Annotated in this window: 8 protein-coding genes; 1 reads left to right on the top strand and 7 read right to left on the bottom strand. The window is 62.4% G+C overall.

What is annotated here, in order from left to right; translation table 11 throughout:
• Positions 1 to 52: 52 nt before the first annotated feature.
• Together ACFVTE_RS16805 and ACFVTE_RS16800 are read right to left on the bottom strand one after the other, a co-directional pair.
• Positions 53 to 1,261: an ABC transporter substrate-binding protein gene (locus ACFVTE_RS16805; RefSeq protein WP_387102232.1), complete on the bottom strand. Its 1,209-nt coding sequence runs from the start codon at positions 1,259 to 1,261 to the stop codon at positions 53 to 55.
• Positions 1,262 to 1,380: 119 nt separating this feature from the next.
• Positions 1,381 to 4,686: a DUF5107 domain-containing protein gene (locus tag ACFVTE_RS16800; protein WP_387102231.1), complete on the bottom strand. Its 3,306-nt coding sequence runs from the start codon at positions 4,684 to 4,686 to the stop codon at positions 1,381 to 1,383.
• 34 nt (positions 4,687 to 4,720) lie between these two features.
• Between ACFVTE_RS16800 and ACFVTE_RS16795 the strand changes: the two genes are divergently transcribed.
• Positions 4,721 to 5,671 carry an AraC family transcriptional regulator gene (locus tag ACFVTE_RS16795; protein WP_387102229.1) on the top strand — a complete coding sequence of 317 codons (951 nt, stop codon included), beginning with the start codon at positions 4,721 to 4,723 and terminating at the stop codon, positions 5,669 to 5,671.
• 112 nt (positions 5,672 to 5,783) lie between these two features.
• Here ACFVTE_RS16795 and ACFVTE_RS16790 read toward each other — a convergent pair whose 3' ends face one another.
• From ACFVTE_RS16790 to ACFVTE_RS16770, 5 genes are all read right to left on the bottom strand, one after another.
• Positions 5,784 to 7,766: a glycoside hydrolase family 2 protein gene (locus ACFVTE_RS16790; RefSeq protein WP_387102228.1), complete on the bottom strand. Its 1,983-nt coding sequence runs from the start codon at positions 7,764 to 7,766 to the stop codon at positions 5,784 to 5,786.
• 971 nt (positions 7,767 to 8,737) lie between these two features.
• Positions 8,738 to 9,418, bottom strand: coding sequence for a thiamine pyrophosphate-dependent enzyme (locus ACFVTE_RS16785; RefSeq protein ID WP_387102226.1), 681 nt, complete (start codon positions 9,416 to 9,418; stop codon positions 8,738 to 8,740).
• The gene (locus tag ACFVTE_RS16780) at positions 9,388 to 10,389 is read right to left on the bottom strand and encodes a thiamine pyrophosphate-binding protein (RefSeq protein WP_387102224.1); all 1,002 of its coding nucleotides are present in this window, start codon (positions 10,387 to 10,389) and stop codon (positions 9,388 to 9,390) included. Before ACFVTE_RS16780 ends, ACFVTE_RS16785 begins: the two co-directional genes overlap by 31 nt.
• Before the next feature lie 91 nt (positions 10,390 to 10,480).
• Entirely contained in the window at positions 10,481 to 11,893 is a 1,413-nt protein-coding gene (locus ACFVTE_RS16775; protein ID WP_387102222.1) for an amino acid permease, read from the bottom strand.
• Positions 11,894 to 11,897: 4 nt separating this feature from the next.
• Positions 11,898 to 13,232 (bottom strand): Glu/Leu/Phe/Val dehydrogenase dimerization domain-containing protein, encoded by a 1,335-nt coding sequence (locus tag ACFVTE_RS16770; protein WP_387102220.1) that lies wholly within the window; start codon positions 13,230 to 13,232, stop codon positions 11,898 to 11,900.
• Between the last annotated feature and the right edge of the window lie 24 nt (positions 13,233 to 13,256).

The following is a 13,256-nucleotide window of genomic DNA, read 5'->3' as shown; positions in this document are numbered from 1 at the left end:
TAGGAAACGGCTGGGCAGGGGAGGCGCGCAGAGGCTGCCTCCCCTCCCGGTCTTAGCTGCCGGCCCGGACGTTCAACCCTTTGGCTTTCAGGTCGTCCAGTGTCTGCTGCTGTGCTTTTGCCACTGCGTCGACGAAAGTCCCGTGCCCTTCAACGGCCGCTTGGAAGGCGTCGTTGAGGTGCTGGTAGGTCGTGGCTGTGGTCGGAATCCACTTCCATTCGTTATTGACTGCCTTGTCGGAGTCAGCCCAGATTTGCTTGGTCTCCTGGCCGCCGAGGAACTTGGACGGTGCGGATAGCGACTTGTTGCTCAGGCCGTCTTTGGCGGCTGGCCAACCGAACCCGCCGTCGTAAAGGTACGCGATGCTGCGAGGATCGGAGTTGAGCCAGAGTGCGAAGTCAGCCGCTTCCTTGGCATTCTTGGTGGTTTTCAGCACTGCGGTAGTGGATCCGCCCCAGTTGGAGGAGGCGAATTTCCCGCCGCCCCACTGCGGCATAGGTGCCACGGACCATTTACCGGACGTGCCTGCAGCGTTGCCTTTGAGGATAGCCTCGCCCCACTGCGCCGAGGCCCAGCCCACGATGTTGCCGTTCTGCAGATCGCTGTACCAGCCGTCCGCAAAGTCCGGCTCCGTCTTGATCGCACCTGACTTGATCAGATCGTCCCAGTACTGTGCCACCTTCCGGGTCTCCGGTGTGTCTATGTTTACTGTCCAGGTGTCGCCGTCCAGGCCGAACCACTTTGCCCCCGACTGCCATGCCAGCGCGGTGAACCATGCAGAGTTTCCGGGCGGGAAGGTGGAGAGATACTGCTTGGGGTTCGCGGCGTGCACCTTGGCTGCAGCGTCCGCGTATTCTTGCCACGTGGTGGGCGGCTTGATCCCGAGTTTAGCGAAGACGTCCTTCCGGTAGTAGAGACCCATGGGTCCCGAGGCCTGCGGCACGGCCACGATCCTGCTGTCGAAGGTCGACTGCGCTACCTGCCAGTCGATGAATTTGTCTGCCTGGTCGGCCATGCCCAAGGGGGCGAGGTCTATCAAGCTGTCGTCCATCACGAATTCCGGCAGATTCTGATACTCGATCTGGGCCAGATCCGGCGCGCCGGAGCCGGCCTGCAGGGCGGTCCGCATCTTCGCGTAGGTGCCTGAACTGCCCGCGGGTACGGTTTCGAGTTTTACCTGGACGTTCGGGTGTTCCTTGTTCCACAGGTCCACTGACTTGTCCAGGCCGGCGGGCAGCCAGCTCCAAAAGGTGAGGTGCACAGGTGCGTTTGAGTCTTGGTTGGTCGGCCCTGGGGCGGAACACGCTGTTGCGAGACCGACTGCCAGGACAACGCTCACCCCCGTCACTAGTTTCTTAAACATCGTTGTTTTTCCTTCCGTCATGGTGTGGTCGTTGCAGCCATGGAAGCGTCTGTGGCCGGCACGGTGATGCTTTGTCGCCCTGCAGCTGCCAGTGTCCGCAGGCGCGCGGCGCGCCGGGCTGCGGCTTCCTCGGGTTCCTCCGCGAAGAGCAGGAGCTCAGGGAGTGAGGTCGCGAAATAGTCAACATTAGGGGCTTCCCGTTCCAGACGCTGCGCGGTCTCGTCCAGATGCTGCCAGGATGCTTCCGCTGCCGGGTCTCCGAGGCGGCCAAGCACGCAGCCTGCCGCATAGATATCGTCGTCGTTGACCTCTGCGGCGTTTCGATGCGGCCCGGCAGGGTCCTGATAGATGCCCGACCAGGCCTCCAAGGCCCCGTCGGAGTCGCCCATCGCTTCAAGGACGTCTCCGAGAGTCAGGAGCACCGGCGCCATACTGGCCAAGGGATGCCGTGCCTCGCCGAGCGTCCGCGGGGTGTGGATCGCCTTCTGGACGTAGTCCAAGGCAATGGTGATCTGGCCGCGGTCTTTGGATTCCTGGGCGAGGGCCAGTGCTGCGGCCTGCCAGGCTGACAGGGCGCGGCCTTCGCCGCCCTCCCAAGGCTGGAAGGTGCGGCCGGACATGATGCGGTGGGCTTCGGCCGCCTCGCCTTGTTTGATCAGAAGATCGCAGAACTCTATGGTCAGGTCGTCCCGGCTGAGTATGGTCTCGCCGTAAGTGCGCAGCCGGGCCAGCCGTTCCTCGGGCCCGGATCCCAGCCTCCGCAATAGTTGGTCACTTTCGTAGACCAGTCGCGGATCGTTTTCGGCAACCTGCATGGCCCGTTCGTAATATGCCAGGGCTGCGCCGCCGTCCCCGTCAGCGTGGAAGACGGCCACGGCCGCATTGCGCAGCACCACCGGGTCGGACGTGCCGGAAGCGACGGCGGCGCGGAACTGCTCCCAAGCCCTCGCGTGTTCCCCGCAGCCATAGAGCAGTGCGCCCATCAGCGCGGCAACAGTGCTGTCGTCCGGCACGAGCGTCCGCGCGCGGGCAAGAACCCGGAACATGTCGTGGCCGCTTGGGAAACAAAGTTCCGCTCCTGGAGCATCGGCTGCGGCAGCGGCGCCCTGCAACGTATCGTCGCACGTCATCAATGCGTAGTGGGCGATCACTGCAGCGTTTCCCGTTGCGGTGGGGTGGGTTTCCCTGGCTTGCTCGAACAGTGCTCGGGCCTGGTCGTTCTGACCGAATCCTTGGAGCTCGAAGGCGACGTCCAGGACGACAAGACCATCGGCGCTAAGCTGCATGCCAGCCAGCTGCCGCAGGAGCTGGTCGAGGCCGTCCAAGGCGAGCCCTGCATCCAGCACCTTCCCGGCTTCCTCGGTTCGGCCCAGCCGGCGAAGCACGATCACCTTCCCGGCGATGGCCCGCAGGTTGTTGGTGTCCAGGCGCAGGCATCGATCGAAGCACTCCAAAGCTTGGCCCAGTCTTCCCTCCCTGATGTCGAGGCGGCCCATCTCGAAGCAAGATGGAGACGCCCATTTGACGTCCCAGGCGGCTTTCGCGAAGGCCGCATAAGCCTTCGGCTCCAGTCCGAGACTCATGTTACAAAGGCCGATCAGGTAGGAGGCTTCACCGTCACGTGGGTTGTTGTTGCGGCGGGTGAGCCGGCCCAGAGCCCGCTCAGCGTAGCCGAGGGCTTCTTCATAGTCGAAGTGTTCGTAGCGTTCTCGGGCGAGGGCAAGGTTGCTGCGGACGTCGCCAGGGTCCCGTCGCAATGCCTCCATCCAATACGGCAGCGGCGAACGGGTGGGGTGCCGGTACTGAACTAGGTGCAGGCCGGTGATGTAAAGTTCCTCGATTGTCTCGATGTCCTCCGGCGCCGGCGGCTCCGTTGCCAATGGTGGTTCGCTTACATAGACGACCGCCGGGCGCGCCCAGCTAAGCAATTCGCTGCCCCCTTCGGAGATGGAGATTCGCACGTCCTCGGCGGCATACTCGCCATCCACCCCGACCTCGCCAAGCCAAGGTTCGCCGGGGGCGAGGCGGACATCTTGGGCGTACAGCTCGGCGTCGCCGGCTGCGAGTGTGATTCTGGCGTCAATCAAACGAGTGGCCGCCGCACCAATGCCGAGCCGGGTGGTGCCCTGTCCCGGCTCAACATCGAGGTGCACTGCTACATCGGTCGTGGCGTGGTGAACGACTCCGACTCGCGACACAGGATACCAATACTGCGAGAACGTTTTGGTTTCGCCTGGGCCAATGAAGGTAAAATCTGGCTGGTTGTCGGTGTACACCCCTGCCATGAGCTCGACGTACGGGCCATCATTCTCGGTCAGAGCTGCGTCCCACGCCCAGCCAAAGGGTGAATTCCCCCAGGTCCACTGCTTCTTACCCGGCGCGATATGCCGGTCTGCCCAATGCACGAACCCGGCGTCAGCCTTGAAGTCGTAGCCGCCGAAGAAGCTGTCCTCGGTGTCGGTGACCATGTAAGAAGTTGGTGCAGGGATGTTCCGGTAGTAGTCGAGCCGGGCAGCGTCGGGGCTCACCGCCGATTTCAGCCCCGGGTAATCCACTCCGTAGTATGGCCTGTCCGCTTCGGGAAAGCTGACGATGGCCCGGCGGGCGTGATCGGCGACATAGCGGACATCGGTCGGAAAGAAGGACTGGTATTCATCGTGGACGCGTGCCGCGACGTTGGCCCACCAGAGGAAAGTCTTGGTCTCGCTGGTCCGGTTGAAGAGCCGCACCTTCAATTCGATGAGGTTGCTCTCGGCACTCAGGTGGACGCCGTGCATGCCCTTCATCCGATCAAAGGGATCATGGTCCGAGCACCACACGGTCACCGAGCCGCTGTCATGCGTTTCGATCTCGGTCTCGACCGGAAACGCGGTCGCCGGACGGTGATGCTGCGGCCAGTTGAACTCGACACCGCCCGAGATCCAGGGACCGTCCAGACCGACCAAAGCGGGCTTAATGACGTTGTTCCGGTAGAAAAAATCGTAGCCGTTGGTCTTGTCATAACCGATGTGGATCCTGCCACCCAGTTCCGGTAACACCATGAGCCGCACGAACCGGTTTTCCAAATGAATCGCAGCCCACTTGCGCGGCCGCGATTCAAGGGCAACGCGCTCGGTGAAAGGCATCGGATACACCTTGCCGCTCGAGCCTTGGTAGACCCGGTTCTCAAAGAACATCGGGTAACGTTCGGGTGCGCCCACATCAAAGGTGGCAATCTCGACGGGCTCATGCCAAGCAACAGCAGCGCCCCCAGCAAGAGCCTCCGCAAGATGGGCAGGAACTTCGGGAAGGGTAAGTTTCGGGGTCTCGTCTTCAACATGCACAGTTACAGAATGCTCCCTTGCCCGATCCGCCAGAATGGTGATATCTATCCTTACTATGGACAATTCTATTCTTACAAGCCGTCGAGCTCATCTGAGGGTAGAGCAATCATTGCCTCGACTTATGGACGGCTTTCCAAACCAGCGCCTCGTGGTTCTTCCTCGTCCGTTGATCCGGAGGACGCTGGCGTCTCCCATCACGGAGAGGCTCTCGGTCACGGACGCAGGCTTTTTCCCCCACGCGCGCCGGCATGGCCGGGTCCGGCCAGCGGGTGTGCCGGAGACGATTTTTATCTTCTGCGTCGGGGGCCGCGGACAAGTGAGCTTGGGCGACACCATCCATAACGTCCGTCCGGCCGACTTCATCGTCATCCCTTACGGGACGCCACACAGCTACATAGCGTCGGATTCCGACCCTTGGTCGATCTGGTGGTTCCATGCCCGGGGCACTGACCTGCAGGAACTGACAGACGCCCTGGACGTGACCACAACGCAGCCCAGCTTCGCCGTAAAAGGCGTGGAACGGATCATCCATCTTATGGATGACCTGGTCAGTAAGCTCGAGGTCGGCTCCGAGACCCAGGCGGCACTGGGGGCCTCAGGCGTTGCCTGGCACCTGCTCGTGGAGCTGGCACTTGACCGGCTGACTCCTGAGCACGGCGACCCCTTGCAGATCGCCATGACCCGGATCGCCGACTCATTGGCCAGCTCTCTGCGGGTTCCCGACATTGCGGCCGAGGCCGGCGTTTCGGTCTCCTACCTCAGCGCGATGTTCAAAAAAACCACCGGAGGTGGCGTACTCGCCTACCAGACCGATCTACGGATGCGTAAAGCCCGCAGTCTTCTGGAGGAAACCGACTTGAGCGTCGGTTCTATTGCGGAACGGGTGGGTTATGCGGATCAACTCTATTTCTCCAAGGTGTTCCGCACGAAGCACGGCCAGAACCCCAGCGAGTTCCGCCGTCAAACGCGGATGTCCGCCCCCTAGACCGTGGTTCTCCCGCTGTTACATCTCGATTGACCAGCCGCAACGCCCGTGTCCCCAGGAAACCCGGGGACACGGGCGCTGCCGGGCCTGCGGCGCCCGGACGCCGGGCCGGCTACCGCCGCGCCGCTTGATTCTTTGACAGAACGGGGAGCGCGGCGTCCTGGAACGCTGCATAGACCAGCTTCTTCGTCCCGTCGAATGCGAGCATTCCCATCACGGAGACGCCGTTGTACGCCTGGTTGTAACCGGCGCGTTCTTTGTAGTCCTTCAACACCCAGTGGGTGTAGCCCGCTACGTATTCCGGACGGGCAGCTACTTCGTCCCAGTGCGCTTGAAAGTAAGCCGCCTGCCATTCCTCCGTGCCCTGCGTATCCGCCGGGCCGTGGTTTCCCGGAAGCGACCACGTGCCGTTCTCTGTGATAAGGATCGGCTTGTCTGGGTATTTTGCATGCACGCCATCGATGGCACGACCGAGGTCGCTGCTGGCACCGTAGAAGTATCCGAAGTACTCGTTGAATCCGATCACGTCGGCAATGTCGAACGCAGGGTCGGCAGTTGTTGAAGATGCCCACGTCACGGGCCGCTGGGAAATATCGACGGCCTTCACGGCGTCTTTCATGTCCTTGATCCAAGCCTTGTAGGCTGCGCCGCCAGGATCTATCTCCGACTCGTTTTGCAGGCCCCACAAAATAACCGAGGGACTGTTGTGCTGGTTCCACGCCATCATCACCGCAAGAGCCCGGGATAGCCCGTACTGCTCCGTCTGAAGTCGTTCCTGAGGCGTATTTAGCCACATGTTGTCAACGTCGTCCATGAGCAGCATGCCGTTTTCATCGGCCCACTCATAGACGTAGGGGTGGCGGTTGTAGACGGAGTTCCGCAGGAAATTTGCGTGTGCTTCTTTTGCTGAGTCGAGTTCACGCTTCAGGTCCGCCGTGGTCATTGCCCGACCGCGGGTGGCGTTCTCTTCGTGCCAGTTGAGTCCTTTGAGGAACTGCTGTCGGCCGTTGATTGTGATTTTCGATCCATGCACTGAGAGCTCCCGTGCGCCGTACCGCGTGGTCAGCTCGTCCCGTTCTCCGCGGTCTGTCTCGACGCGGGCGGTTGCTTCCTGAATGGTCGGCGATTCTGGGAACCAGCGCTGCACCCCGGGGGTGTCTCCTATGACCGAAACCACGCCAGTCGCTCCCGCGGCGATAGAATAACCGACTGTTACTGGCTTCATGCCCGTTTTCTTTCCGGGGTCGACGGTCACGTGACCCGAAGATCGGCCGCTGCTGGTGTTTTCAATCACCACGCGGCCATCGAAGGTGCGTCCGTCGGCCTTCACCAAGAGCTTGCTGATGACTACCTCTGGGGTGGCTTCGATCCACGCCGACCGAGTGATCCCGGCATAGGGCCAGTAGTCGACAGGCTTGTAGGGAATAGCCTTATTATCGGTAATTGGATTGGCGCCCGTGGCGTAGTCCGGATAGGACGGGGCCCGGTAAACGCGCACTGCGATGCTGGCTCGTTCCCCCGGGGCGATGGCATTCTTCGCTGGGAGCGAAAAGGGTGTATTTCCACCCTCATGCGTTCCTAGGAATGCACCGTTGACCCAGACGTCGGCTCTGTAGTTGACCGCCAAGAAGTTCAGGCGAATATCTTTGTCATTCCATGACTTCGGAATGTTCAGTTCGCTGCGGTACCAAGCGTATCCGTCCGTGAAAGCGGTACCTTGGCCGAAATTGGCGCCGTCTAGCGACCCGAAGTCGGGGGTGTCCTCCAGATCCCAGGCGGCCGGGATGCGGGTGCTTGCCCATGATTTATCGTTGTATTTGGTGGCGAACCATTGCTCGTCGAGTCCGCGGTTTCCTGGATCAAAAGTGAATCGCCACTTGCCGTCGAGCTTTTGGTAGTCCCGCGTGGGTTGTGTGTGGCTCCACCCGTCAAACGATGGCACTACCCGCCCATACTGGCTGACGACGTTGGTGCCCCCTATCGAGAGGATCTCGGTACCGGCAGGTTCGTTTGCACCGCTGACCGGTCCAGCGCTTGGCGTGCCCTCAGCTGGGCCGCCCAGGAATGCCAACGCCCCAATGGCGAGTCCTGTCATCGCTGCGGTAGGCAATCTGAGCCTACGCAACAGGCACCGCTTTCGACGTTCCCAATTTTTCATGGGGCGATAGTCCTCTCGAGAATGGATGCTTAGCACTCGGCCTGGAGCGCTGATCCGACTGTACGAGGGGGACGACGCACCAGGAAGGCATCATTGAATGCTGTATATGGACAATTCGACGATTAACCCGTCCTGATTCTTGGCCCGTGACGCTTGGCAGCCCCGATGAAAAGATATGCGCGACAAACCCTGAAAAGGAGGAGGCTCGGGGCGGGTGACCTCACGGCCACTCCTAGTTACGCCTCGTAGTGGAAGCGCTTAATGGAATCAAGCCCAGCCAGGCTGCCCGCAGCCCGAACCTGGGCGAGACAAGCCGGCCAGTGGTATTGCCTGCGGGAAAACAGGTCCGCTCGCACTGCCGGAGGTCGTGACGAGACGCTGAACAGTTTCGGCTGCGCGTTCCGGTGTGAGGGTCTTTTCCGTCCTTGGTAGGCGCCGCGCTGTTGGCCAAGGCAATGCCTCCGAGCCGGCGTTCCCGATGAGGGCGCGTTCGAATTCGGCGAAGGCTCCCAAGACGGAGAGCATGGGGCAGGGTGAGGCGTTGGACCAGAGCGTGCAAGTCATCGAGGTTCCGGACAGGCAGCCCATCCTGTGACCCGACGACCGTGGCCCCGTCACGCGCGAACCGGAGCAACTCGGTCAGCTGAGGCCGGCCGGCAATCCTGCCGGAGGCATTGTCCGTGAAACCTGCTCCAGAATCAAACCGTCAAGCTCGCGCCCCCGTTCTCTTCAAGAGGGCGGGCTGACCCGTACGCACCCGATTCACTGACCAGCCAATGGTGCCACCAACCCCCGAACCTGTCAGATTGAGTTCTAGGTCCTCCCCAGAGGGAAAATCAAGACGTATTGGCCCGAGGCGTCAGGTTGGGGTATATGTCAACTGGACCGATGCCCATCGACCAATCTGCCTACTTTTTCAGGGTGGCCTCGATGATTTCGAGGAGGAAGGGGGCAACGATGCTTCGTGAGATGCGGATGTCCACGACCAGGGTGCCGTGGGCGCCGTCCTGCACCCAGGCGTTTACTCTGTCGAGGTCGTCCATGGTCTCGACGACGGCGCCGGTCGCGCCGAATCCTTCCGCGAGTTTGCTGAAGTCTGCCTGGTCGATTTCCATGATTTTCTCGTCCAGGCCCTGGGCACCGTATTGGTGGATTTCGGCGCCGTAGCAGGCGTCGTTGAGTACCAGAACGATGGCGCTGTGCGCGGTCCGGTTAAGCGAGTCGAGGTCGGGCAGGCCCATGATTCCGCCGCCATCGCCGGTGACGAGGACGGTTGTGGCGTCGGGCCGGGCGCGGAGGGCTCCGGGAGCCGAGGGGAAGCCGAGCCCGATGGACTGGAAGTGGGTTCCGACCATTGTGAGACTGTCGGTGGCGGGCAGATCGAAGTAGTAACTGGGCCACCCGATGAAGTGGCCGCCGTCGGTCACGACCTGCCTGTTGGCGGGAAGGATCTCGTTGAGCCGTGACATGACGGTGCGGGGGTCGAGGCGGCCGTCCGCGGCCTGGCCGGTGCCGCTGTCACGGGTGTATGTCAGTCGGGAGTTCCGCGCTTCGGTGGCTATTCCGTCCCATCTTTCTTTGGCCTGCACCGTCGCTGGCAGGAATTCGAGCAGGCCGACGACAACATCTTTTGCGTTGCCGTGGAGGAACTGTCCACGCGGGGGTTTGTTGGGCTCGTCTCGATGTCGACCTGAATGACGGTGGCTTCGGGAGCGAACTGGTTGCCGAAAGCCATGGTGAACTGGTTCAGCCCGGCGCCGACGATGAGCACGACGTCGGCCTGCCGAATGAGCTTGGAGCTGTCCTCGGCGGCGAAGCCGCCGCACACGCCTAGGTCCCATTCCCTGCCGGCGAAGATCCCCCGGGCCGGCGCGGAACTGACGGTGAGGGCACCGATACGATCTGCCAGAGCTCCGAGTTCGGCTGCCGCTTCCCGGGCTCCGCGGCCTGCGAGGACGAGGGGACGATGGGCTGAGGCGAGCAGCCGGGCGGCCGCCGCGGCGTTGTCCTTTGCCGGGGGAGTGACGGCCGGGGATGGGAGGGGGGTGCCTGCCCAGATGATAGTTTCGTCGTCGGCTTCCGCGGCGGCAAGGTCGTAGGGGACGGTCAGGACCACAGGCAGCCGTTCCGAGGTGGCGATCTCAAACGCCTGGCGCGTCGCGGCCCGAGGTGCTTGTTTAGTTGCGGTTACCGTGCGGGCGCCTACTGCGTGGGCAAGTTTGGTTTGGTCCACGTCCCAGGGTCTGGGGCCTGTAGTGGGTTCTCCTCCCACGACGACAACAAGGGGCGTGCGGGACATGGCAGCCTCGGCCAGGGGCGTCAGGGCATTGGTGTAGCCGGGGCCATAGGTAGTGGTGGCCACGGCGATGCGCCTACTGATGCGGTGGTAGGCATCAGCTGATGCGACAGTAGCCGCTTCATGGCGAACACCTGTTATATGGACACGTTTTTGGCGGGCGAGTGCATCGGCGAGGTGGGCGTTGCCGTTCCCCATGAGGGCGAACACTTCGTCAGTGTGGTCGGCGATGGTTTCAGCGACGGCGTCGGAAACAGTGGTCACAGGGATCCTTTGTCAGGTTCAGATCGTGGGGCCGCGGGCTGGAGGAGTGCCCGGCGCTTGCATTAGCGGGCGCTCCTCCAGCTCGGGGCTGTCAGGAGGCCGCGGGTACCGGGTGGGGTTCTTCTTCCCGGCGTCTGCGGTTGGAGACCCGGCTGTGGATGGCGGAAGCCGTGAACAGCACGGCGAGCCAGATCGGCAGCGCGATGGCGCCCGTTTGGAAGTCGGGAATTATGGCCATGAGGACTACGAGCAGGGCGAAGAAGGCCAGGCAGAGGTAGTTGGCATAGGGGTAAAGGGGGGAGCGGTAGGTGCTGATCTCTCCGTCGCGCTGCTGGGTTTTGCGGAAGCGCAGGTGGGCGATCGCGATGGCGCTCCAGGTGATGATTTCGGCGCAGAGGATGACGGCCACGAGCACCAGGAGCAGTTGGCCGGGGAAGAGGTAGTTCAGCAGCACCACGACGCCGGTGATTGAGGAGTTGGCGAGGAGCCCGGCCACGGGGACGCCGCGGCGGTTCGTGCGGGCGAACAGTGCCGGCGCTTGCCCTCTCTGGGCGAGGCCGTGCAGCATGCGCGCCCCGCTGTAGACCATGGTGTTGTAGACCGACAGGGCGGCGGTCAGTACCACGATGTTGAGGATTACTGCGGCGCCGCCGATGCCCAGCCCCACGAGGATGAGGACGAACGGGCTGCCGTCCAGACCGATGCGGTCCCAGGGCCAGATCACGAGCATGATTCCGATGGCCCCTACGTAGAAGATCAGGATGCGGAAGATCACGCGGTTGATGGCTTTGGGGATGCTCCGTCCCGGGTCTTTGGTCTCGCCGGCGGCGGTGCCGAGGGATTCAATGCCGCCGAAGGTGAAGGTCACAGCGACGAGGGAGAGCATGAATCCGCCCAGGCCGTGCGGGGCGAAGCCGCCATGCTGCCAGAGGTTTCCCAGACCGACCGGGCCTTGGCCGGTTCCGAGGCCGAAGATCAGGGCAAGGCCAAAGACAATCATGGCTACGACCGCGGCGACTTTGATGATGGTGAACCAGAACTCGAACTCCCCAAAAGCGCTGACATGGATGAGATTGGCGCCGGTGATGACCACCAGGGCGATGAGAGCAGTAACCCAGTGGGGGTGGCCGGGGAACCAGAAGTCAACGAACAGCCCGGCGGCGGTCAGTTCCAGCATGCCGACCACGATGCAGGTGAACCACCAGTTCCATCCCGCGGCGAATCCGGCGCCCTTGCCGATGTATTCGTGGGCGTAGGTGCTGAACGAACCGGAGACTGGCCGGGCGACGGCCATTTCCCCGAGCATGCGCATGATCATGAAGATCACCGCGCCGGCAATGATGTAGGCGAACAGGACAACGGGTCCGGCGGTCTGGACGCTGGTACCGGACATCAGGAACAGCCCGGTGCCGATGGAGGATCCAAGGGCGATCATCTGGATGTGCCGGTTTTTGAGTCCGCGCTGCATGCCGGACGTCTGGTCCGTGGTTTCGATTTTGCTCATGGTCCTAGTTCCCGTAGATGATGTCCGCGCAGGTGCGGTAGGCGTTTTCGGTGGGGGTGATGCCCAGTTCGCCGGCCTGTTCCAGGTTCCGGCGGGTCTTGGCAGGGATGGTCCGCTCGATGCGCTGCTGGAGCGATTCGTAGGAGGCGTTGGCACCGTTGATGTATTCCTCGGCCCCGCACATCACTCCAGCGGTGTTGTGCCACCATTCGGTCTGGAAGAGGATGCCGCGGTCGGCGAGGAGCCGGGCCAGGCGTTCTTCCTCGGCCTGGCTGGTGGCCTTGAGTTGGTTGTTGGCCGGGCCGAACACGTAGCGGTAGCGCAGGCGGCCAATGACGTCCTCGTCGATGATCCCGCCGATCGCGGCCGGGCAGAGGATGTCGGCGTCCAGGTCCAGGACTCCTGCCACGTCGACGGCCATGACATGCCCCCGTGAGTGGGCGGATATGAACTTGGAGACACGTTCCCGGTTCACATCGGCCACGAACAGCTTTGCGCCGTCGGCGTTCAGCAGTTCTGCAAGATGCCAGCCGACGGCACCCAGGCCCATAACGGCCACGCTCTTGCCGTCCAGCTCACCGGTTCCTTCCGTGAACCGCACGGCTTCCTTCAGCGCGAGGTACGTGCCATAGGCCGTGGGCTTGCCGCTCTCGCCCAAGGGGGAGCTAGGCCCGTTGGTGAACTGGGCAGAAAAGTGCTCGTTGATCACATCGGACATCTCGGTGGGGAAGTTCATGTCCGGTCCCGTCATGGTCCGGCACCTGTCCAGGGCGAAGGAAAGGAAACCGAGGGCTTCAAGGTCATTGAGGTCGAGTTCGTCCATTTGGACTGTGGTTTTGCAACCGCCGAAGTCCAGATCCGCTGCTATGTTCTTGAAGCTCATGGCCCGGCCCAGGTTCAGCCCGTCGACCACGACGTCGATCTCGGCTTCGTGCCTGGGGTGACGGCGGATGCCGCCGGCCATGATCGCATGCCGTTTGTTCATGACCCCCAGCTTGCGGCTGTGCTGGTGGCACATGAACCGGATGTCCTTCTCCGCATGGAAATACGCCTCGATCCCGAAATGCCGTCCCTGGCGGAGCAGCTCCATGATCCGCTCCAAGTAGTCCGTCAGTCCGTGGTCGGCGAACAGTTGCCGTACTTGCCGTGAGTTGAGGTAGACCGCGTCGGGCGTCAACACATTCTCGTTGTAGAACGACTTGTTGTACTGCGAGAAGTCCTGCCCTGGTTCCCATTCTTTGGCGGCGAAGAGACGGTGCTCGTCGCTCCGCCAGTCGTACTGGAGCTTCAAGGTTGTCAGGCCGGCGCTGGCCATTGGGGTAAAGATACTGTCGGTCACGGTGCCCTTCCGGATCTTGCCCGG

Source organism: Arthrobacter sp. NPDC058097 (genome assembly GCF_042884885.1).
Classification (GTDB): domain Bacteria; phylum Actinomycetota; class Actinomycetes; order Actinomycetales; family Micrococcaceae; genus Arthrobacter.
Note: the sequence above shows the minus strand (reverse complement) of the source record. Positions and strands in the feature narration are given on the sequence as shown.